At 73.3% G+C, this 21,031-nt stretch carries 18 protein-coding genes; 5 read left to right on the top strand and 13 right to left on the bottom strand.

The annotated features are described in order from the left end of the window. Nucleotides 1-75: 75 nt before the first annotated feature. From hisH to G8E01_RS04640, 4 genes are read right to left on the bottom strand one after another with little or no spacing between them, the layout of a single operon-like run. Entirely contained in the window at nucleotides 76-714 is a 639-nt protein-coding gene (hisH, locus tag G8E01_RS04655; RefSeq protein WP_166316536.1) for an imidazole glycerol phosphate synthase subunit HisH, read from the bottom strand. Then, nucleotides 711-1,316, bottom strand: coding sequence for an imidazoleglycerol-phosphate dehydratase HisB (gene hisB, locus G8E01_RS04650; protein WP_166316533.1), 606 nt, complete (start codon nucleotides 1,314-1,316; stop codon nucleotides 711-713). Before hisB ends, hisH begins: the two co-directional genes overlap by 4 nt. 10 nt (nucleotides 1,317-1,326) lie before the next feature. After that, a complete protein-coding gene (locus tag G8E01_RS04645) occupies nucleotides 1,327-2,409 on the bottom strand; it encodes a histidinol-phosphate transaminase (protein ID WP_166316530.1) in 1,083 nt (360 codons plus the stop codon). Between the two features lie 26 nt (nucleotides 2,410-2,435). Continuing rightward, nucleotides 2,436-2,816 carry a LysM peptidoglycan-binding domain-containing protein gene (locus tag G8E01_RS04640; RefSeq protein WP_166316526.1) on the bottom strand — a complete coding sequence of 127 codons (381 nt, stop codon included), beginning with the start codon at nucleotides 2,814-2,816 and terminating at the stop codon, nucleotides 2,436-2,438. A 200-nt stretch (nucleotides 2,817-3,016) separates the two neighbouring features. Between G8E01_RS04640 and lexA the strand changes: the two genes are divergently transcribed. The 3 genes from lexA to G8E01_RS04625 are packed head-to-tail and all read left to right on the top strand — an operon-like array spanning nucleotide 3,017 to nucleotide 6,338. Further along, nucleotides 3,017-3,700: a transcriptional repressor LexA gene (gene lexA / locus G8E01_RS04635; protein ID WP_166316523.1), complete on the top strand. Its 684-nt coding sequence runs from the start codon at nucleotides 3,017-3,019 to the stop codon at nucleotides 3,698-3,700. A 35-nt stretch (nucleotides 3,701-3,735) separates the two neighbouring features. Further along, complete coding sequence (locus G8E01_RS04630; protein ID WP_166316520.1) at nucleotides 3,736-5,706, top strand: S9 family peptidase; 1,971 nt, start codon at nucleotides 3,736-3,738, stop codon at nucleotides 5,704-5,706. 5 nt (nucleotides 5,707-5,711) lie between these two features. Beyond that, a complete protein-coding gene (locus G8E01_RS04625) occupies nucleotides 5,712-6,338 on the top strand; it encodes a hypothetical protein (RefSeq protein WP_166316517.1) in 627 nt (208 codons plus the stop codon). On the opposite strand, the gene G8E01_RS04620 is transcribed toward G8E01_RS04625, so the two are convergent. The 3 genes from G8E01_RS04620 to hflX form a co-directional block, all read right to left on the bottom strand. Then, complete coding sequence (locus G8E01_RS04620) at nucleotides 6,322-7,668, bottom strand: M1 family aminopeptidase (RefSeq protein ID WP_166316514.1); 1,347 nt, start codon at nucleotides 7,666-7,668, stop codon at nucleotides 6,322-6,324. The genes G8E01_RS04625 and G8E01_RS04620 overlap by 17 nt on opposite strands. Further along, nucleotides 7,665-11,579: a Pls/PosA family non-ribosomal peptide synthetase gene (locus G8E01_RS04615; RefSeq protein WP_338100742.1), complete on the bottom strand. Its 3,915-nt coding sequence runs from the start codon at nucleotides 11,577-11,579 to the stop codon at nucleotides 7,665-7,667. Before G8E01_RS04615 ends, G8E01_RS04620 begins: the two co-directional genes overlap by 4 nt. Nucleotides 11,580-11,699: 120 nt before the next feature. Next, complete coding sequence (gene hflX, locus G8E01_RS04610) at nucleotides 11,700-13,211, bottom strand: GTPase HflX (protein WP_166316511.1); 1,512 nt, start codon at nucleotides 13,209-13,211, stop codon at nucleotides 11,700-11,702. A 112-nt stretch (nucleotides 13,212-13,323) separates the two neighbouring features. On the opposite strand from hflX, the gene G8E01_RS04605 reads away from it, so the two are divergent. Then, entirely contained in the window at nucleotides 13,324-13,962 is a 639-nt protein-coding gene (locus G8E01_RS04605) for a class I SAM-dependent methyltransferase (protein ID WP_166316508.1), read from the top strand. Nucleotides 13,963-13,966: 4 nt separating this feature from the next. On the opposite strand, the gene G8E01_RS04600 is transcribed toward G8E01_RS04605, so the two are convergent. Continuing rightward, the gene (locus G8E01_RS04600; RefSeq protein WP_166316505.1) at nucleotides 13,967-14,857 is read right to left on the bottom strand and encodes a LysR family transcriptional regulator ArgP; all 891 of its coding nucleotides are present in this window, start codon (nucleotides 14,855-14,857) and stop codon (nucleotides 13,967-13,969) included. Between the two features lie 74 nt (nucleotides 14,858-14,931). Between G8E01_RS04600 and G8E01_RS04595 the strand changes: the two genes are divergently transcribed. Next, on the top strand, nucleotides 14,932-15,627 hold the full coding sequence (locus G8E01_RS04595) for a LysE/ArgO family amino acid transporter (protein ID WP_166316502.1): 696 nt from the start codon (nucleotides 14,932-14,934) through the stop codon (nucleotides 15,625-15,627). Nucleotides 15,628-15,764: 137 nt separating this feature from the next. Here G8E01_RS04595 and dapF read toward each other — a convergent pair whose 3' ends face one another. Genes dapF through recA form a run of 5 tightly spaced genes read right to left on the bottom strand, consistent with a single transcriptional unit; the run spans nucleotide 15,765 to nucleotide 20,914 of the window. Further along, nucleotides 15,765-16,643, bottom strand: a complete 879-nt coding sequence (gene dapF / locus G8E01_RS04590; protein ID WP_166316499.1) for a diaminopimelate epimerase — start codon at nucleotides 16,641-16,643, stop codon at nucleotides 15,765-15,767. 36 nt (nucleotides 16,644-16,679) lie between these two features. Further along, complete coding sequence (gene miaA / locus G8E01_RS04585) at nucleotides 16,680-17,576, bottom strand: tRNA (adenosine(37)-N6)-dimethylallyltransferase MiaA (RefSeq protein WP_338100741.1); 897 nt, start codon at nucleotides 17,574-17,576, stop codon at nucleotides 16,680-16,682. Next, a complete protein-coding gene (gene miaB / locus G8E01_RS04580) occupies nucleotides 17,573-19,117 on the bottom strand; it encodes a tRNA (N6-isopentenyl adenosine(37)-C2)-methylthiotransferase MiaB (protein WP_166316496.1) in 1,545 nt (514 codons plus the stop codon). The genes miaA and miaB overlap by 4 nt, the downstream gene beginning before the upstream one ends. A 49-nt stretch (nucleotides 19,118-19,166) precedes the next feature. Further along, complete coding sequence (locus tag G8E01_RS04575) at nucleotides 19,167-19,850, bottom strand: RecX family transcriptional regulator (protein ID WP_166316493.1); 684 nt, start codon at nucleotides 19,848-19,850, stop codon at nucleotides 19,167-19,169. 8 nt (nucleotides 19,851-19,858) lie between these two features. Then, entirely contained in the window at nucleotides 19,859-20,914 is a 1,056-nt protein-coding gene (gene recA, locus G8E01_RS04570) for a recombinase RecA (protein ID WP_166316490.1), read from the bottom strand. Nucleotides 20,915-21,031 lie beyond the last annotated feature (117 nt).

Genomic DNA, 21,031 nt, shown 5'->3' with positions numbered 1-21,031 from the left:
TGACGCACAAGCGACAACGTTAGACCCCGCGGCGCGTTCTCTCCAATCGAGAGCGGCGCGCTCGGCGGATCCGCGTCATTCCGCGAGCTGACCCACCCAGTTGCGCAGCAGTCGGATGCCGGCCTCCCCCGATTTTTCGGGGTGGAACTGGGTCGCCGCCAGCGGCCCGTTCTCGACCGCAGCGAGGAAGGGGACCCCGTGCATCGACCACGTCACCGCGGGCTGCGGGAAGGGGGGCGACACCTCGAGCGTCCAGGCCTGCGCCGCATACGAGTGCACGAAATAGAAGCGCTCGTCCTCGACGCCCGCGAACAGCCGCGACCCCTCGCCCGGGCGGACGGTGCTCCAGCCCATGTGGGGCACCACCGGGGCATCGAGCCGCGTGACGTCGCCCGGCCACTCGCCGAGGCCCGGCACGTCGCTCCCGCGCTCGATGCCGCGCTCGAACATGACCTGCATGCCCACGCAGATGCCGAGCACGGGCCGCCCGCCCGCGAGGCGGCGCTCGATCAGCTCGTCTCCGCGAATCGCGGTGAGCTGGTCCATCACCGCGCCGAACGCGCCGACGCCGGGCACGAGCAGGCCGTCGGCCTCCAGCACCTCGCGACGGTCGCGCGTGAGCCGCACCTCGGCGCCGGCCGCCTCCAGGGCTTTCACCGCGGAGTGGACGTTTCCCGACCCGTAGTCGAGGACGGCGACCGTCGGCGTCGTCACAGCGCGCCCTTCGTCGACGGGATCCCGTCGACGAGCGGGTCGAGGGCCTTGGCCTGGCGGAACGCGCGCGCGAGCGCCTTGTACTCGGCCTCGGCGATGTGGTGCGGGTCGCGCCCGCCCAGCACGCGCACGTGCATCGTGAGGCCGGCGTGGAACGCGAGCGCCTCGAAAGTGTGGCGCACCATCGACCCCGTGAAGTGCCCGCCGATCAGGTGCATCTCGAAGCCGGCGGGCTCCCCCGTGTGCACGAGGAACGGCCGGCCGGAAATGTCGACGACTGCCTGAGCGAGCGCCTCGTCGAGCGGGACCAGCGCGTCCCCGTACCGGGAGATCCCGGCCTTATCGCCGAGCGCCTCGCGGATCGCCTGGCCGAGCACGATCGCCGTGTCCTCCACCGTGTGGTGCACGTCGATGTGGGTGTCGCCCGACGAGGTCACGCGCAGGTCGGTGAGCGAGTGCTTCGCGAACGCGGTCAGCATGTGGTCGAAGAACGGCACCGACGTGTCGATGCTGCTCTGACCGGTGCCGTCGAGGTCGAGCTCTAGCTCGATCGACGACTCGCTGGTCGTGCGGGTGCGGCGCGCGGTGCGGGCGTTCGTCATGCCGCCCAGTCTATTCGTCGCGGATCGCGGCGAGCGCGTCGAGGAACGCGGTCGTCTCCTCCGCCGTGCCGGCGGACACCCGCAGGTGCCCGGGGATCCCGATGTCGCGCACGAGCACGCCGCGGTCGTAGAGCCGGCGCCACGTGTCCTGCGGATCGGTCACTCCCCCGAAGAGCACGAAGTTGCTCCAGCTCGGGTAGGGGTCGTAGCCCAGGGCGTCGAGCGTGGCCGAGATGCGGTCGCGCTGCTCGACGATCTCGTCGACCATGCGGAGCATCGCATCGCTGTGCCCGAGCGCCGCCGTGGCCGCGGCCTGCGTCAGCGCGCTCAGGTGATACGGCAGGCGGACCAGCCGCAGCGCGTCGATCACCGCCGGATCCGCCGCGAGGTACCCCACCCGCGCGCCGGCGAACGCGAAGGCCTTGCTCATGGTGCGGGACACGACGAGGCGCTCGCGCCCGGGCAGGAGGGTGAGGGCGGAGTCGGCCGAGGCGGGGGCGAACTCGAAGTACGCCTCGTCGACGATCACGATGCCGCGGGACGCCTGGTACACCGCCTCAATCACGTCGAGACTCAGCGGGGTGCCCGTGGGGTTGTTCGGCGCGCAGAGGAACACGACGTCCGGATCGGCCTCAGCCACCTGGCGCGCCGCGCTCTCGGGGGTGATCTCGAAGCGCGGGCCCCGCTCACCCGAGACCCACTCGGAGCCGACCCCGCGGACCAGCAGCGAGTACATCGAGTAGGTCGGCGCGAATCCGAACGCCCGCCGGCCCGGGCCGGCGAAGGCCTGGAGGAGGTGCTGGAGGACCTCGTTCGACCCGTTCGCCGCCCAGATCTGATCGGGATTCAGCCCGTGGCCGAGGTAGCGGGCGAACGCCTCGCGCAGCTCGGTGAATTCGCGGTCGGGATAGCGGTTGAGCCCCGAGATACTCTTCGCCACCGCGTCGGCGATATCGTCGGCCACCTCGGGCGGGATGGGGTGCGTGTTCTCGTTGACGTTCAGCGCCACGGGCAGCGGCGCCTGGGGCGCACCGTAGGGCTTCTGGCCCCGCAGGTCGGGGCGGACGGGCAGGTCATCGAGTGTCGCGGTCACCCGCCCATGCTACGACCCGGCCGCGCTTAGTCGGCCGCGGAGTAGGCCACGGGCAGCGCGAGGCGCTGGCCCATCTCGAGCTCGGCGCCCGCGAGGCCGTTGAGCGAGGCGATCTCGTCCACCACGTCGCGCGGATCCGCGCTCGGCGCGACGCGCTCCGCGATCGACCAGAGCGAGTCGCCCGCCATCACCGTGACGGTCTCGAAGGTGCCAGCCGGCGCCCCGGCTACGCCCGAGCCGAGCGCGGCGCCGCCGCCGAGGACCGCGGCGGCCACGGCCGCCACCACGGGCGCCGCGGCCGCGGCCGCGAGGACGCGACGCCCCCGGCGGGTGATCCGCAGGCGCGTGCGCGCAGCGCCCGGGTGGTCGGGGAGTGCTGCAGGTGCGGTGAGGATGACCGTGCTCATGAGCTGACCTTCTCTCGTAGGTTCGTACCGAATCTATCTTCGAATGTTCGAACGCGTCAAGCCTCTTTTTCGATCCATCCCGCGCGAATCGCGCGACACACTCGAACAAAGATGCCGAAGATTGCCGCCGTCCGGGTAGCGTCTGTCGTGACAGGGATCACCCCACCAGGGACCACCGACATTCCACCGAGGAGCCACGGATGAGCGCCGACGACAAGCCCCAGAGCGCGACGAGGGTGCGACGACGCAAGAACCTGAGCGAGAAGCAGCTCGCGATCCTCGAGGTCATCCAGCGCTCGATCCAGTCGAACGGCTACCCCCCGACGATGCGCGAGATCGGGGACGCCGTCGGCCTCAAGTCGCTCTCGAGCGTCACGCACCAGCTCGGGCAGCTCGAGCTCAGCGGATACCTGCGGCGCGACCCGGGGAAGACCCGCGCGATGGAGGTGCTCATCGACCTGCCCGGCACGGCGACGGAGAACCCCGTCGACGTCGCCCCGCCCGTCGGCGACGCCGCGATGGTCCCGCTCGTCGGCCAGATCGCCGCGGGAATTCCCATCACGGCCGAGCAGCAGGTCGAAGAGGTCTTCCCGCTGCCCCGCCAGCTCGTCGGCGGCGGCGAGCTGTTCATGCTCAAGGTCTCGGGCGAATCCATGATCGACGCGGCCATCTGCGACGGCGACTGGGTCGTGGTGCGCGCGCAGCACACGGCCGAGAACGGCGAGATCGTCGCGGCCATGCTCGACGGCGAGGCCACCGTCAAGACCTTCCGCCAGCGCGACGGCCACGTGTGGCTCCTGCCCCGCAACTCCGCGTTCGAGCCCATCCTGGGCGACGAGGCCGTCGTGCTCGGGCGCGTCGTCGCGGTGATGCGCGCGGTCTGAGCGCCCGCCCGCGCCGCGTGCCATAGCGTGGGGTCATGGCCCACATCGAGGAGCTTCCCTACGGATCCTGGCCGTCACCGATTCGCCCCGCCGACATGCCGACCGGGTCCCTCCGGCTCGGCCGCGCGCGGTATGTGGGCGATGAGATCTGGTGGGCCGAGTCCGTGCCCGCGGAGCGCGGGCGCACGGCCGTGTTTCGCTCGGGGGCCGAGGCGCCCGCCCTCGCGGCGCCGTGGAGCGCGCGCTCGCGCGTGCACGAGTACGGCGGCGGCGCATGGACGCCGCTCGACGGTGACCGGTTCGCGTTCGTCGAGCAGTCCGACCAGCGCGTCTACGTCGCCTCCCCGGGCACGGCGCCCACGCCGGTGACGCCAGAAGACCCCCGCGCGTGCTTCGGCGACCTCGTGTTCGCCGACGGCGAGCTGTGGGGCGTGCGCGAGATCCATGCCCGCGCGCACGAGACGCCGGCGCGCGACATCGTCCGCATCCCCCTCGACGGCGGCGAGGTCAGAAGCGTCGTGGCCGGCAGCGACTTTGTCGCGTTCCCGGCGCCCCGCGCGGGGCGCCTCGCGTGGATCGCCTGGGACCACCCCGACATGCCGTGGGACGCCGCCGAGCTCCGGATCGGCGCGATTGGCGCCGACGGCACCGTTCCCGCGTGGACCGTCGCGGCGGGCGGGCGCGCGAGCGCGGGCCACCCCCGCGTCTCGGCCCTGCAACCGGAGTGGACGGGCGACGACGAGCTGGTGTTCCTGCAGGATCCGCCGCTCGCCGTGCCGCTCGCGGACGGCACCCGGCCCGCGCGCTGGAACCTGTTCTCCTGCCACGTGTCGGCGGACGGCCGGCCCGCCGATCCCGAGCCGATCTTCCCGGCGGACGGGGACACGGGCGGGGCGCTCTGGCAGCTCGGCGCGCGATGGTACGCCCCTTTGCCGAACGACCGGATCCTCGCGGTGATGACGAACGGCCGCTCCCAGCTCGCCGTCATCGACCGTGCGACAGGCGAGGTGACTGAGCTCGAGACCCCGCTGACGGGCGACGTGCTCGTCCACGACGCCCGCGGCGGGCGGGTCCTGCTCACGGGCGCGGGCGAGCGCGTGCCGGGCGGCCTCTGGCAGCTCGACATCGACGGGAAGTCGCTGGAGGCGATCCGCGGGGGCGAACTCGCCGACGACGCCCTCGCCGCGGTGGCCCGCCCCATGACGTTCGCGGGGCCCCACGGGCCCGTGCACGCGTTCTACTACGCCCCGCACCACCCGGGCGTCCGCGCGCCGCACGGCGAGCTCCCCCCGGCGCTCGTCCTCGTCCACGGCGGGCCGACCGGCCACGTGACGGGGGACGTCTCGCCCGCGATCGCCTTCTTCACGAGTCGCGGCATCGGCGTGCTCGACGTCAATTACGGCGGGAGCACGGGATACGGCCGCGCCTACCGCGAGCGCCTCGCGGGCGCGTGGGGCATCGCCGACGTCGCCGACGTGCGCGCCGCCGCCGAGGGCCTCGTCGACCGGGGGCTCGCCGACCCGGCGCGCCTCGCGATCAAGGGCGGGTCGGCGGGCGGCTGGACGGTGCTGTGCGCCCTGGCCGACACCGACGTGTTCTCCGCGGGCATCAGCCGGTACGGCGTCGCGGACCTCAGGATGCTCCTCGCCGAGACCCACGACTTCGAGGCCCGCTATCTCGACAGCCTCGTCGGGCCCTGGCCGGAGGCCGAAGCGGACTACATCGCGCGCTCGCCGCTCTCGCGCCCCGAGGCGCTCCGGACCCCGCTGCTCATCCTGCAGGGATCCGACGACCCCGTCGTGCCCCCGTCGCAGTCCGAGGCGCTGCGCGACGCCGTGCGCGCCAACGGCGTCCCTCACGCGTACCTGCTCTTCGACGGCGAGGGCCACGGCTTCCGCCGCGCCGAGACGATCGAGCGCTGCTTCGCGGCCGAACTCGCCTTCCTCGGGAGCGCCCTGGGCTTCGCGCCGAGCGGCGTCCCGACCCTCGCGCTCGACGGCGCCTGAGCGCCATGGGCGAGGCGTGGGTCGGGCCCGTGCGCGTCGCGTGGGGCCCGGCCGACGGCGCGCGCGCGGACGCCGAGCGCGTGGGGCAGCTCGCGCGCTGGGAGGCCACGCCGCCCGCGCGCCGCGCGGCGTTCGCCGCGGGGCGGGCCCTCCTCGCGCGCGCGATCGATGCGGTGGCGCCCGGGGCGGATCCGCGCCTGACATCGCGCTGCGCGCGGTGCGGCGGCGACCACGGCGCGCCGCGCGCCGCGCACGCGGCCGCCGCGCTGTCCGTGTCCTACGCGCGCGGGCTCGTGGTCGCGGCCGCCGCGCCCGCGCGCGTCGGGGCGCTCGGCGTGGACGCGGAGCGTCTCGCGGACTTCCCGGATCCGTCCGCCCTCGCGGCGCTCTTCGCGCCCGCGGCGCCGCCCGACGCGCGGGGCTGGACGCGGATCGAGGCCGTCCTCAAGGCGGACGGGCGCGGGCTCCGCGCCGGGCCCGAGCGGGTACGGCTGACGGGGCCGGCGACCGCCTCGCCCCTCCCCCGCGCCGTGCGGGCGCGCGTGCCCGGCGCACCCGAAGCGGCGCACGTGACGGATATCGACGCGATCCCCGGTTACGCGGTCGCGATCGCGCTCACAGCGCCTCGCTGACGGGCGCGGGGTCGGCCGCGAAGCCGGCGTCGGGGAGGTCGGGGAGGTCCGTGCCCTCGAGCCACGCGTCAAAGAAGTCGCCGAGCCCGCGGCCCGACACCTCCTCGCAGAGCGCGACGAAGTCGCCCGTCACGACCGCCTGGCCCGCGTACCGGGAGGTCCAGGTGGAAAGGATCCGGAAAAAGTCGTCGTCGCCGACGGTGATCCGCAGCGCGTGCAGGCAGAGCGCTCCGCGCTTATAGAGCCGATCGTCGAACATCTTCGCGGGGCCCGGATCCGCGATCGCGAGGTCCTGGGGCTCGCCCGCGAGGCGCGCGTGAAACCCCAGCGCGTTCTCGTGCGCCGTGTACGATCCGGAGGCCTCCGACCAGATCCACTCGGCGTAGCACGCGGCTCCCTCGTTGAGCCAGATGTGCCGCCAGGCGGCGACGCCGACCGCGTTGCCGAACCACTGGTGCGCGAGCTCGTGCGCGATGAGCCGCGTGAGCGTGCCGCGCCCGTCGATGTGGCCGGCCCCGAAAATCGCCGTGCCCTGCGCCTCCAGCGGGATCTCCAGGTCGTCGGGGGTCACGACGACGCGATACTCGGGAAACGGGTACGGCCCGAACGCCCGCTGGAAGGCCGCCATCATGTCGGGGAGCGGGCGCATGTCGGATCCCACCCGCACGGCCAGCCCCGCGGGGTGCAGGATCTCCCCCGGCACGCCGTCGAGGTCGACGACGCGGCGCCGGTAGCGGCCGATCTGGACCGTGACGAGGTAGCTGGCGGTGGGGTTTTCATGCGCGAACTCCCACCGGGTCCGACCGCCGCGGACGGTCCGCCGGACGAGGTCGCCCGCGACCACGCGGTAGGCGGACTCGGTCGTGACGGCGATCCGATAGGTGGCCTTGTCGGACGGCACGTCGTTGCACGGGAACCACGTCGAGGCGCCGATCGGTTGCGACGCGACGATCACGCCGTCGTCCAGCTCTTCCCACCCCAGCGTGCCCCAGGGACTGCGCCGCGGCTTCGGGGATCCGCCATACGTCACCGCGAGGGAGAATTCGTCGCCGGCCGCCAGCGCGCGGGAGAGGCGCACGACGAGGCGCCGGTCGCGATGGGTGTGGGTGGCGCCGGGATCCCCCGCCACGCGCACGCCGCGCACCGCGAGGCCGGAGAGATCGAGCGTGATCGTGCGCGTCTCCTCCCGCGCGGATCCCGCCAGCGTCGCCGTGGCCTGGAGCCGGTTCGAGGCGACACGGTAGTCGAGGTCGAGGTCGTAGTGCGCGACGTGGATCGCGCCGTCCCCCGAGCGCGGCGTGTACGGATCCGGCCCGTCGGCGCGCCTCACGAGGCCTCCGCCTGGTACGCCCGCGCCTTCACGGCGCGCCACGGCCCGATCGGGTTGCCGCTCCAGCGGCTGCCGACCGGCACGTGCTCGCCGCGCATGACGAGCGAGGCGGGCCCCACGGTCGCGTTCTCGCCGATCGTGGCGGCCGGGAGGATCACGCTGTGTGGGCCGAGCGTGGCGCCGGCCTCGAGGGTGACGGTGTCGGTGCTCATCACTCGATCATGGAACAGATGCGTCTGAACCACACATCCGCGTCCGACGGTCGCGCCGTCGCCGAGGGTCACGAGGTCCGGCTCGGGGAGCCAATAGCTGTCGGTCCAGACGCCGCGACCGATCCGTGCGCCGAGCGACCTCAGCCACATCGCGAGCGCGGGCGTGCCCGCCGCGGAGTTCGCGAACCACGGCGCGGCGAGCATCTCGGTGAAGGTATCCGATACCTCGGTGCGCCACACGAAGCTGGACCAGAGGGTGTGCTCGCCGGCCCGGATGACGCCCACGATCGCCCACTTGGCGGCCGTCGACACCCCCGCGGCGACGGCGCCGGCCGCGAGCATCACGAGCCCGGACGCGGCGAGCGCGGCCGGCCAGCCCCACGCCGCGACGAGCGCCGCGAGGGCGAGCAGGACGGCCAGGCCCAGGCCGCACGTGATCACGACCGGGACGAGGCGACACGCCTCCCATGCGGCGCGCGCGACGCGCAGCCTCGGGCTCGGCCGGTAGGTGCGCTCGAGATCGGCCTCGTTCACGACCCGGCGTAGGCGGACGGCGGGGGAACCGAGCCACGAGGACCCGGCCTTGGCCTTCTCGGGAGCGACCGAAAGCACCGCCACGAGGGCGTTCTTCGGTACCCGGTGCCCCGCCTGCGCGAGCCCCGAGTTCCCGAGGAAGGCGCGCTTGCCGATCCGGGCCTGGGCGAGGCGCAGGTAGCCGCCCCGCAGCTCGTAGGTGGCGACCATGGTGTCGTCCGCGAGAAACGCCCCGTCGCCGATCTTCGTCAGCGACGGCAGCAGCAACACCGTCGACGCCTCGACGTCCCGCCCGACGTCGGCGCCGAGGAGGCGCAGCCAGGCGGGCGTGAGCAGGCTCGAGTACAGCGGGAAGAGGAAGGTGCGCGAGGTATCGAGGAGGCGCTCCGTCGTCCACGCCTGCCACGCGACCCGGCCGCGGACGGGATGGACGCCCTCGTCCAGCCCGATCGCAAGGAGGCGGACGGATCCGACCACGGCGCCCGCGAAGACCAGACCCGTCACGGCGACGCCCGGGACGAGGCCGAGCGCGGCCCCGGCCGCGGCCTCGGCGAGCGAGTCGGCTCCCCGAAAGAACGCCGCCAAGACGGCGAGGCCCGCGGCGAAGGCCACGAACGGCAGGAGCCCTAGGCCCAGCGAGGACGCGGCGTAGGCCCAGAGCCAGCGCGTCGGCGACGCGGGGCGACCCTGCGCCCACGGCTCGGCGGCCGCACCGACGCGCACGGCGGGCGAGCCCGCCCAGCGCTGCCCCGCGCGCACGCGGCCGAAGACGGCGGACCCCGGCGCGATCTCCGCGTCCCGGCCGATCTTGGCGCCGGGCGCGAGCGTGCTGCGCGCGCCGATCGTCGCGCCCCGCCCGATGCGGATCCCCCCGATGCGCACGGTGTCGCCGTCGATCCAGGAGCCCGCGAGGTCCACCTCGGGCTCGATCGCGGCGCCGTCGCCGATCTCGAGCATGCCGGTCACCGGCGGCATCGTGTGCAGGTCGACGTCGCGGCCGATCTTCGCGCCGAGCGCGCGGGCGTAGTACGTCACCCAGGGCGCCCCGACGAGGCCGACGGGATCCACCTGGTGCGCGATCTGCTCGGCCAGCCAGAGGCGGATGTGCACGCCGCCGCCGCGGGGGTAGTCGCCCGGCGCGATGCCGGCGAGCAGCAGGCGGGCCGCCCCCGCGGCGATGGCCATCCGGCCAAACGGCGTGGCGAACAGGACGAGCCCCGCGATGATGACCCCGACGGGCACCTGCGGAAGCGCCTCGAACCCGGGAACGAGGCCGAGGAGGAAGGATCCGGTCGCCAGCCACGTCAACCACCGGGCGCCGGTGAGGACGAAGAGCCCCGCGCCCGCGACCGTCTGGATTGCCTGCATCCGGCGCGGTGTCGGGCGCGCCGTCGAGAACGACGCCTCCCCGGAGGAGCCCTCGTCCTGCGCGGACACGGCGCCCGCCATCTGCCCGAGGCGCGGCAGGTCGTAGACGTCCGCCATCGTGAACTCGGGCGCTCGCGCGCGGATCCGCGACACGAGCTGCGCGGCCGCGAGCGATCCGCCGCCCAGCTCGAAGAAGTCGGCCGACTCGTCCTCGGGGCGGGCGCCGAGAACGGCCGCCCACTGATCCGCGAGCCAGGCCGCCGTGCCGGACAGCAAGGAGGAACCCTCCTCCGCGACGGGGAGCGGCCAGGGCAGGGCGGCCTTGTCGACCTTGCCCGACGTCCGCACGGGGAGCTCCTCGACCGTCGCGAGGAGGGGGATGAGCGGGGCCGGGAGGGTCTCCGCGAGCTCGGCGCGCGCGGCGACCCGATCGAATCCGTCCGTCGGGACGACATACCCGACCAGGAGCGAGACGCCGCCCTCGGAGGTCCGCACCGCGACCGTGGCGGCGGACACCGACGAGAGCCCCTGCAGCGCGGCCTCGACCTCGCCGAGCTCGATCCGACGCCCGCCGATCTTCACCTGGTCGTCCGCGCGGCCCTGGAAGACCAGTCCCTCCGCGTCCGCACGCACGAGGTCGCCCGACCGGTACGCGCGGTCCCACCCGAGGGTCGGCATCGGCGCGTACTTCTCGCGGTCCTTCGCGGGGTCGAGATAGCGCGCGAGGCCCACCCCGCCGATGATGAGCTCCCCGACGCCGCCCTCCTCCACGGGGGCGCCGTCGGCGTCGACCACGGCGAGCGACCACCCGTCGAGCGGGAGCCCGATGCGCACGGGCCCGGATCCGCCCATCTTGGCCGCGCACGCGACGACCGTCGCCTCCGTGGGCCCGTAGGTGTTCCAGACCTCGCGGTCGTCGGCGACGAGGCGCGCCGCGAGCTCGGCCGGGAGCGCCTCGCCGCCGAAGATCAGCAGGCGCAGGTTCTCGATCGCGTCGTTCGGCCAGAGCGCGGCGAGCGTCGGAACCGTCGAGACGGCGGAAATCGAGTGGCCCACGAGCCAGGGGCCGAGGTCCTCGCCCGACCGGACGAGGGCGCGCGGCGCCGGCACGAGGCACGCGCCGTGCCGCCAGGCGAGCCACATCTCCTCGCAGGACGCGTCGAACGCGACCGACAGCCCCGCGAGCACGCGATCGCCCGGGGCGAGCGGCGCGTCCTGGAGGAAGAGGCGGGCCTCGGCGTCGACGAACGCCGCGGCCGAGCGGTGCGTGACCGCGACGCCCTTCGGGACGCCCGTGGAGCCGGAGGTGAAGATGATCCACGCGTCGTCGTCCGGCGTCGGCGCCGGGGGCGCCGCGTCCTGCGGCGCGTCGGGGTGCGGATCCGCCCCCGCGAACAGCGACACCGCCTCTCGGCCTTCGCGCGCGAACATCCCGTCGCCCTCGACGACGCCCGCCACCCGCGCCTCCCCGAACACGAGCGCGGCGCGCTCGGGCGGGTCGTCCGCGTCGACCGGCACGTACGCGGCGCCCGCCGCGAGGATCCCGAGGATCGACACGTACAGATCGCGCGACCCGGACGGCATCCGCACGCCCACGCGGTCCCCGCGCCGCACCCCGGCGGCCGCGAGCCGCGCCGCGGTGCGGGCGACGAGCGACGCCAGCTCCTCGTAGCTGATCGCCCCGCGGTCGTCCTCGATCGCCGAGGCGCTCGGAACGCGCCGCGCCGTCGCCTCGAGGATGTCCACGAGCGTGCGGGGGTCGGGGGCCGCGGCCGCCCGGTCGAAACCGGCGCTCACGCCAGGAGACGAGGGGTCGATCCGTCGGGGCGCGCGTTCGTCATGGGGTCTCCGGGAGGACGCGGCCCGTGGGTCGGGCCGAACGAGGGCACAGCGTACCGCCCCCGGGCAAACGCGCGGCTACGCGGTATACGGCGCCAGGTCGTGCGCGAGTCGCTCCGACACCCGCGCGCGCACGCGCGTGCCCTCCGCCTCGTGGCTCTGCTCCAGGAACTGCCCCGTCTCGTGGATCGCGGAGAGGAGGTCGCCCCGGCTGTAGGGCACGAGGGCCGTGACCTCGACGTCCGGGACGGGGAGCGCGTCCTCGACGACCCGCCGGAGCTCGTCGATGCCCTCGCCCGTGCGCGACGACACGAACACGGCGTCCGGGGCCAGCCCCCGCAGCACGAGGCGCTCGTCCTCCCCCACGAGATCCATCTTGTTGAACACGACGATCTCGCGGACGTCGCGCGCGCCCACGTCGGCGAGCACGTCGCGCACCGTCGCGAGCTGCCCGCCCGGATCCGGGTGGCTCCCGTCGACGACGTGCACGACGACGTCGGCCTGGCCGACCTCCTCGAGCGTCGAGCGGAAGGCCTCGACGAGCTGGTGCGGGAGGTTGCGCACGAATCCGACGGTGTCCGCGAGCGTGAACACGCGTCCGTCCGCGGTCTGCGTCCTCCGCACGGTCGCGTCCAGCGTCGCGAACAGGGCGTTCTCGACGAGCACGCCCGCGTGCGTGAGGCGGTTGAGCAGGCTCGACTTGCCCGCGTTCGTATAGCCCGCGATCGCGACCGACGGGATCGTGTTGCGCGTGCGCTCCTGGCGCTTCGCCTCGCGCGCGGGGGCGAACCCGCGGATCTGGCGGCGCAGGATCGCCATGCGGTTACGGATCCGCCGGCGATCCAGCTCGATCTTCGTCTCGCCCGGTCCGCGCGAGCCCATGCCCGCACCGCCCGCGCCGACCTGGCCACCGGCCTGGCGGCTCATCGAGTCTCCCCAGCCGCGCAGGCGCGGGAGGAGATACTCGAGCTGCGCGAGCTCGACCTGCGCCTTGCCCTCGCGGGTCTTCGCGTGCTGGGCGAAGATGTCGAGGATGACGGCCGTGCGGTCGATCACCTTGACCTTGATGACGTCCTCCAGCGCGCGACGCTGGCTCGGGGCGAGCTCGGTGTCGGCGATGACCGTGTCGGCACCGACGCTCTCGACGATGCCCTTAAGCTCGTCGGCCTTGCCGCGCCCGATGTAGGTCGCGGGGTCGGGGTGCGGCCGCCGCTGCAGCACGCCGTCGAGGACGACGGACCCCGCCGTCTCCGCCAGGGCGGCGAGCTCGCGCATGGAATTCTCGGCGTCCTGGAGGGATCCGGCCGAGTAGACGCCCGCGAGGACGACGTTCTCCATCCGCACCTGGCGGTACTCGACCTCGGTGACGTCCTCGAGCTCCGTGGAGAGCCCCGGCACGCGGCGCAGCGCGTGCCGGGCCTGCAGGTCCCACTGCTCGCCGTCGTCGCCGCCCGACGCCGTCGCCTGGTCCTGGATCGCCTCGGCGGATCCGAAGATGCGCGAAGTATGGCGCGCCTCGTCGCGCGCCAGGATTCGATCGACGGCGTCGTCCTCGGCCAGAGCGTCGTTCGTGTCGGTGGAATCGACCAATGAGTGCCTTTCACGGGGGCTGATGTAGCCCTCCAGTCTACCGCGCCAGGCGGCGCGCGCGGCGGGAATGCCCATTCCGTGAGCGCCCCCGGCTCCGGTAGAGTCGCCCCCTATGGGGGAACACTACTTCAGTGCAGCACCCTCGAGCCCGGCCGATCTGCGCCGGATGCGCGTCGCCCTCGCCGGCCGCGAGGTCGACGTCACGACGGCGCGCGGCGTCTTCAGTCCGGAGCGCATCGACAAGGGCACCGAGGTCCTGCTCCAGAACGCGCCGGCCGCGCCCGCGGGCGGCGACTTCCTCGACCTCGGGTGCGGCTGGGGGCCGGTCGCCCTCTCCCTGGCGCTCGAGTCCCCCCACGCGCGCGTCTGGGCGCTCGACGTCAACGAGCGCGCGCTGGACCTCGTGCGGCGAAACGCGCAGGCCCTCGGGCTCGACAACGTGTTCCCCGTCACCGCCGACCAGGTGCCCGACGACGTCGTCTTCCGCGCCATCCGCTCGAACCCTCCCATCCGCGTCGGGAAGTCCGTCCTGCACGAGCTCCTCGAGACCTGGATCCCTCGCCTCGATCACCACAGCGACGGGTACTTCGTGGTGCAGCGCAACCTCGGCAGCGACTCGCTGCAGCGCTGGATGGAACAGACCTTCGGCGACGGCTACTCCACGCGCCGACACGCGACCGCGAAGGGGTTCCGCGTGCTCAAGGTGCGCCGGCACGGCGACCCGCCCACGGCGCCCGTGACGACCGCCTGACGCCTCACGCCTCGGGGGCGAGCGCCAGGCGCGCGTGGGCCACGACCGACCCGCGAATCGCGGCGAGCACGGGCGCGTCGATGTTCCACTGCTGCCAGTAGAGCGGCTCGGCCAGCTCGGGCGCCCCGAGCGCGCGGAGCGTGCCCCGCGACAGGGCGGCTTGCGCCTGCTCGGGCGGCAGCATGCCCCACCCCATCCCCAGGCGGACAGCCGCGGCGTAGTCCTCAGAGGCGGGAACGTAGTGCCGCGGCGGTACGACCGGATCCACGCCGTGCGCGCGCAGCCAGTCGGACTGGATGTCGTCGGTGCGGTCGAAGTCGATGAGCGGCGCCTCGGCCAGCGCAGCCGCGTCGATGCCCTCCCCGAACCATCGCGCGATGAAGAACGGCGTCGCGACGGCCGCGTACCGGGTGGCCCCGAGCGGCGTGACGGAGCACCCCGCGATCGGCCGGGCCTGCGACGTGATCGCCGCGAGCGCCGACCCCGACTCGAGGAGCGCCGCCGTGCGATCCTCGTCCTCTCTGAGCAGCTCGAACGTCACGTCGTGGCGGCCCGCGACCTCCGCCAGGGCGGGGAGGAGCCAGGTCGCGAGCGAGTCGGCGTTCACGGCGATCGGCACGTTCATCATCCCGGGCCGTTCGAGGCCCAGGGCGGCCGCGGCCTCGTGCCCCACCACGGCGTACTGCCGCGCGAGCCGCAGGACCGGGGCGCCGGCCTCGGTGAGGCGAATCGGCCGTGACCGGATGATCAGGGCGCGGCCCAGCTGCGTCTCGAGCGTGCGCAACCGCTGGCTCACCGCGGACGGCGAGATCCGCAGCCGGCGCGCGGCCTGATCGAAGGATCCCTCGTCCACGATCGCGGCGACGGTCTCGGCGAGCTCGGGCGCGATCCACATAAGCGTTCCTTCATCGTCCTTCGAACATCCACATCTGCTTTTGATCTTCGCACGAGCGGCCGGACGATGGGGACATGCTCACCGCTCTGCTCGCCGGCCTCGCACTGTGCCTCTCGCTCATCGTGGCGCCGGGCGCGCAGAACGTGTTCCTGCTCCGCGAGGGGATCCGTCACGCGGGATCCGGGCGGCGCCACGCGATCGCGCTCGCGCTCGCGTGCCTCGCCAGCGACGTCGTGCTGATCGCGGCGGGCGTCGGCGGGTTCGGCGCCCTCGTGACGAGCGTGCCGTGGATCTTCGACGCGGCCCGATGGGCGGGCGTGACTTTCCTCGCGGGGTACGGCGCGCTCGCCGCCTGGCGCGCGCTCCGCGGATCCGCCGGTGCCGTGGTCGTCCCGGCCACGCCCGGGACGCAGGATCACGCTCCCGCGACGACGCCCGGGTCCGGCGGCACCGCGACGCTCACGCGGCCGGCGGCCGTGCGTTCGGCCACGCTCCCCGCCGTCCTCACGTGCCTCGCGATCACCTGGCTGAACCCGCACACCTACCTCGACACCGTCGTCATGCTGGGCTCGATCTCGACGACCTACGGCGACGCACGGTGGGCGTTCGGCGCCGGCGCCGTGCTCGGCAGCGCCATCTGGTTCGCGTTCGTCGTGTTTGCCTCGCGCTACGCCGCGCGCTTCATGCGCTCGCCGCGCTCGTGGCGGGTGCTCGACGCGGCCGTCGCCGTGCTCATGATCGCCCTCGCCGCCGCCCTCGCGCTCGCCTGACACCCCCAGCGCAACACAACGCACTCAATACGACGACCGGCTCGCCGGCTTCCGCGGATCCGGGGCCGTGCGCCGAAAAATTGACTGCGTTGTGTTGGAATCCGCGGCGCAGGATGACGCCGGGTGGCGCGGCGCGATCAGGCGAGGGTGACGGTGCCCGAGTACACGAGGGTCGCGGGGCCCGAGAGCGCGACGCGCTCGCCGTCCTGGGAAGGGAACATCCGGACGCCAAGCACCCCGCCCGGGACCTCGACGCGCCAGGAGTCGGGCGCGGCCGCGCCCGCCCACGAACGGACGGCGAGCGCCGCCGCCACGGTGCCGGTGCCGCAGGAGAGGGTCTCCCCCACCCCGCGCTCGAAGACGCGCATGCGGATCCGCCCGACGCCGTCCTTCACGAGCGGATCGCTCGGCACGACGAACTCGACGTTGGCGCCGGCGGGAGGGGCGGGCTCGATCACGGGCATGACGGTGAGGTCAATCCCCTCGAGCTCCTCCTCGCTGGCCACCGCCACGACGACGTGGGGATTGCCGAGGTCCACGTGCATGCCGGGGCGCGCCACATCGAGGCCCTTCGCGCGCACGAGCGGATCCTCCCCGTCCGTGCGCCAGCGCCCGAGATCCACCTGGTACCCCGTCTCGGATCGCATCACGTCCTTCACGCCGGCGCGGGTGCCGACAGGGAGCGTCGATCCCGCCTCGATCGCGGCGAGGCCGGTGTCGAGGAGATAGCGGGCGAACACCCGCACGCCGTTGCCGCACATCTCCGCGATCGAACCGTCGGAGTTGCGGTAGTCCATGAACCACTCCGCCGCGGGCTCCTCCGCGAGCACCGCAGCCCCCGCGTCGAGCGCCGCGGAGCGGACGACCCGCAGGAGGCCGTCCGCGCCGATCCCGAATCGCCGATCGCAGAGCGCGGCCACCTGATCGGGCGTGAGGTCGAGCTCACCGTCGGGGTCGGCGATGATCACGAAGTCGTTGCCGGTGCCGTGGCCTTTGGTGAAGGGGATCTCGGGCATGGGATCAGTCTACGGACCCGGCCGGATCCGGCGTCGTCAGGCGTCGATCCAGCGCACGCCCTCGTAGCGCCGGAACCAGCTCACCTGCCGGCGCGCGTACCGCCGCGTGAGCGCCTGGGTCTCGGCGATCGCCTCCGCCCGGGTCATCCGTCCGGCAAGCTGCGCGAGCGCCTGCGCGTAGCCGATCGCGCGGCTCGCGGTGACCCCATCCTCGAGCCCCGCGAGACGGAGGCGCTCGGTCTCCTCGAGCATCCCGTCTTCCCACATCCGCTCGACGCGGCGGTCGAGACGCTCCGTCAGCTCGGGGCGCGGGGCGCGGAGGCCGAGGACGGTCGCCGCGCGCCAGGGGCGGGGTGTGTCCGGCAGCGCGGCGCCGTGCCCCGCCGCGCCCTGCTCGACGACCTCGAGCGCGCGCACGAGGCGGCGCGTGTTGCGGGGGTCGATGCGCGCCGCCGTCTCCGGCGCGCGCGCGGCGAGGTCGGCGTACAGCGCGCCCGCGCCCTCGTCGGCGAGGCGCGCCTCGATCCGCTCCCGTAGCGCGGGGTCGCGGGGCGGAAACGCGAAGTCGAAGAGCACGCTCGAGACGTAGAGACCGGATCCTCCGACGAGGATCGCGTGTCGCCCCCGGCCGAGGATGCCCGCGATCGCCTCGCGCGCCTCGGCCTGATACCGCGCGACCGCGGCCTCCTCCGTGACCTCCCACACGTCGAGCATGTGGTGCGGGATCCCCCGCCGCTCGGAATCCGGAACCTTCGCGGTGCCGATGTCCATACCGCGATACAGCTGCATCGCGTCGGCGCCGACGATCTCGGCGTCGCCGAGGCGCCCCGCGAGGTCGAGCGCGAGCTCGCTCTTGCCCGTGCCCGTCGCACCGACGACGGCCCAGAGCCCCGGCGACGCCTCTCGGCCGATGTCGCCGGGGAGGCGCGTCACGAGCCGACGCGGATCGTCGGAAGTCCGAGACTCACGGCCCCGCCGGCCACGCCGCCCGGAGCGGGGACGGCGCAGGAGGCGGCCTGCGCGCGATCGTGCGCGTCGCCCGCGCGCGTGCGGCGGATCCGCAGCGGCTGTCCGTCGGTGCTGTCCGCGAGGAGGTGGGACGGCGCCGCGTGGGTCACGGTGACGGTGACCACGTCGCCGGGGCGCGGGACCTCCGACCCCTCCGGCAGCTCGAAGTGCACGAGGCGGTTGTCCTCCGCGCGGCCCGTGAGGCGGTGCGTCGCGGCGTCCTTCTTGCCCTCGCCCGTCGAGACGAGCACCTCGATCGTCCGGCCGAGCTGCTTCTCGTTCTCCTCGAGCGTGATGCGCTGCTGCAGGGCGATCAGCCGGTCGTAACGCTCCTGCACGACCTCCTTCGGCACCTGGTTCGGCATCGTGGCGGCGGGCGTGCCCTCGCGGATCGAGTACTGGAAGGTGAAGGCGCTCGAGAAGCGGGCCGCCTCGACCACCCGCAGGGTGTCCTCGAAGTCCTCGTCCGTCTCGCCGGGGAAGCCGACGATGATGTCGGTCGTGATGGCCGCGTGCGGGATCCGCTCGCGCACGCGATCCAGGATGCCGAGGAACTTCTTCGATCGGTAAGAGCGGCGCATGTCCTTCAGGACCTTGTCGCTGCCCGACTGGAGCGGCATGTGCAGCTGCGGCATGACGTTGGGCGTCTCGGCCATCGCGTCGATCACGTCGTCCGTGAACGCCGCGGGGTGCGGGCTCGTGAAGCGAACGCGCTCGAGCCCGGGGATCTCGCCGCAGGCCCGGAGCAGCTTTCCGAACGCCTGCCGGTCGCCGAACTCGACGCCGTAGGTGTTGACGTTCTGCCCGAGGAGGGTGACCTCGATCGCGCCGTCCTCGGTCAGGAGGCGAATCTCCTCCAGAATGTCGCCCGGCCGGCGATCCTTTTCCTTGCCGCGAAGGCTCGGGACGATGCAGAAGGTACAGGTGTTGTTGCACCCGACCGAGATGGACACCCAGCCCGAGTACGACGAGTCGCGCTTGGTCGGCAGCGTCGAGGGGAACACCTCGAGCGCCTCGAGGATCTCCAGCTCGGCCTCGCCGTTGTGCCGCGAGCGCTCGAGGAGCTGCGGGAGCGACCCCATGTTGTGCGTCCCGAACACGACGTCGACCCACGGCGCCTTGTCGACCACGGCCTCCTGGTCCATCTGCGCGAGGCAGCCGCCGACGGCGATCTGCATCCCCGCCCGCTGGTCCTTCTTCGACTTCAGGTGCCCGAGCGTCCCGTAGAGCTTGCCGGCCGCGTTCTCGCGCACCGCGCAGGTGTTGATGATGACGACGTCGGCCTCCTCGCCATCCGCCGCCTTGACGTATCCGGCGCTCTCGAGGGAGCCCGAGAGGCGCTCCGAGTCGTGCACGTTCATCTGGCACCCGAAGGTGCGCACCTCGTACGAGCGCGGCCTGCCGGCGTCGTCGAGTGCCGCGGGAGAGGGCGCGATGAGGGTCGGGGCGCTGGAGGGGGTGGTCATCACCGCCCCATTCTACGTTTTCTGTGCGGGAAGGGGATGGGAGCGGGCCCTACGTGAACCGCACCCCGCCCGTGCCGCGCCGCGCCTCGTCGAGCGCCTGATTCGCCACCGACAGGGCGAGCGCGCCGCCGTACCCCCGGCGGCCCAGCTGCCCGACGAGGCGTCGAAGCGCGGTGTCGTGGTCGTGGCGGACGAGCGACGCGGCCTTGCCGCGCGCGAATTCGAGCGCGCGTTCCGCGTCGTCGTCGGGCATTTCGGCGAGCGCCGCGTCGATGGCCTCCCGCGCCAGGCCGCGCTTGGTCAGCGCCTGCCGCACCGCCCGGCGCCCCTGATTCTTGCGCGTCAGGGCCGCGTGCACGGCCTCCTCGGCGACGCGGCCGTCGTCGATCGCCCCCGCACGCACGAGGCGATCGATGATGTCATCGACGGCGGCGCCGGACACCCCGTCTCGGCGGAGCCGGTCGCGCGCCTCGCGCTCGGAGATCGACCGCGTCGCGATGGACCGAGAAAGTCGGCGCTCGGCGCGGTCGATCGCCTCAGCGTCTTCTCCGGCGTCGAGGTCCGCGCGCTCGGACGCGCGGACCTCCTCGCGCCACGTGGTGTGCCACCCCGCGGCGACCGCGTCGGCATCAGCGCTATCGGCCGTCTCGGCCTTCGGCGGCACGGCTGGCGCCGCGCCGCCGAAGAGCGGGACGACCGGCGCCAGCCGCTCGCTCTCGGATTCCCGCGTCACGATGCCCCTCAGGCCGAGCGACGCGACGCGATGTCGTCGACCGGCGCCTCCGCGTCCGCGTTCGGATCCGCGAGAAGACCGAGCTTGACCTTGATCTTGTTCTCGATCTCGAGCGCCACGTCGGTGTGCTCGATGAGGAAGCGGCGGGCGTTCTCCTTGCCCTGCCCGAGCTGATCGCCGTCGTAGGTGTACCACGAGCCCGACTTCTTGACGATCCCGTGATCCACGCCGAAGTCGATGAGCGACCCCTCGCGCGAGATCCCCGTGCCGTACAGGATGTCGAACTCGGCCTGCTTGAACGGCGGCGCCATCTTGTTCTTGACGACCTTCACGCGCGTGCGGTTTCCCACCGCCTCCGTGCCGTCCTTCATCGTCTCGATGCGACGGATGTCGAGGCGAACGGACGCGTAGAACTTCAGCGCCTTACCACCCGCCGTCGTCTCCGGCGACCCGAAGAACACGCCCACCTTCTCGCGAAGCTGGTTGATGAAGATCGCCGTGGTCTTCGTCTGGCTCAGGCCGCCCGTAATCTTGCGAAGCGCCTGCGACATAAGACGCGCCTGCAGGCCCACGTGCGAGTCGCCCATCTCGCCCTCGATCTCGGCCCGAGGAACGAGCGCCGCGACGGAGTCGATGACGACCAGGTCGATCGCCCCCGACCGGATGAGCATGTCGGCGATCTCGAGCGCCTGCTCGCCCGTGTCGGGCTGGGACACGAGCAGCGAGTCGATGTCGACGCCGAGCTTGCGCGCATACTCCGGGTCGAGCGCGTGCTCCGCGTCGACGAACGCCGCGATACCGCCGGCCGCCTGCGCGTTCGCGATCGCGTGCAGCGTGAGCGTGGTCTTACCCGACGACTCCGGCCCGTAGATCTCCACGACGCGGCCGCGCGGGAGCCCGCCGATGCCGAGCGCGACGTCGAGCGCGATGGAACCCGTGGGAATGACCTCGACGGGAGCGCGCTCCTCGCCACCGAGACGCATGACCGTGCCCTTACCGAACTGCCGGTCGATCTGCGCGAGGGCGGTCTCGAGGACCTTCTCGCGATCTGCCGCTGCTGCCATGATGAACTCCTTCATCGCTCGTGAACCGCCGCCCATAGGCTGTCGCGGCCCGCCTCTGTGGGACGGGCTCTTCGACAGGGCGCGTGACGTGTCTCGCCATCCCTCACGCTACGGAGG

Origin of the sequence: Microbacterium excoecariae (genome assembly GCF_011326725.1) — a bacterium.
Lineage (GTDB): Bacteria > Actinomycetota > Actinomycetes > Actinomycetales > Microbacteriaceae > Microbacterium > Microbacterium excoecariae.
This window is presented reverse-complemented; position numbering and strand designations above follow the sequence as displayed.

Coding starts and splice junctions, on each gene's coding strand:
- hisB (WP_166316533.1), bottom strand. CDS start 1,316: ATGACGAACGCCCGCACCGCGCGCCGCACCCGCACGACCAGCGAGTCG.
- G8E01_RS04640 (WP_166316526.1), bottom strand. CDS start 2,816: ATGAGCACGGTCATCCTCACCGCACCTGCAGCACTCCCCGACCACCCG.
- lexA (WP_166316523.1), top strand. CDS start 3,017: ATGAGCGCCGACGACAAGCCCCAGAGCGCGACGAGGGTGCGACGACGC.
- G8E01_RS04630 (WP_166316520.1), top strand. CDS start 3,736: ATGGCCCACATCGAGGAGCTTCCCTACGGATCCTGGCCGTCACCGATT.
- G8E01_RS04625 (WP_166316517.1), top strand. CDS start 5,712: ATGGGCGAGGCGTGGGTCGGGCCCGTGCGCGTCGCGTGGGGCCCGGCC.
- G8E01_RS04605 (WP_166316508.1), top strand. CDS start 13,324: ATGGGGGAACACTACTTCAGTGCAGCACCCTCGAGCCCGGCCGATCTG.
- G8E01_RS04600 (WP_166316505.1), bottom strand. CDS start 14,857: ATGTGGATCGCGCCCGAGCTCGCCGAGACCGTCGCCGCGATCGTGGAC.
- G8E01_RS04595 (WP_166316502.1), top strand. CDS start 14,932: ATGCTCACCGCTCTGCTCGCCGGCCTCGCACTGTGCCTCTCGCTCATC.
- dapF (WP_166316499.1), bottom strand. CDS start 16,643: ATGCCCGAGATCCCCTTCACCAAAGGCCACGGCACCGGCAACGACTTC.
- miaB (WP_166316496.1), bottom strand. CDS start 19,117: ATGACCACCCCCTCCAGCGCCCCGACCCTCATCGCGCCCTCTCCCGCG.
- recA (WP_166316490.1), bottom strand. CDS start 20,914: ATGGCAGCAGCGGCAGATCGCGAGAAGGTCCTCGAGACCGCCCTCGCG.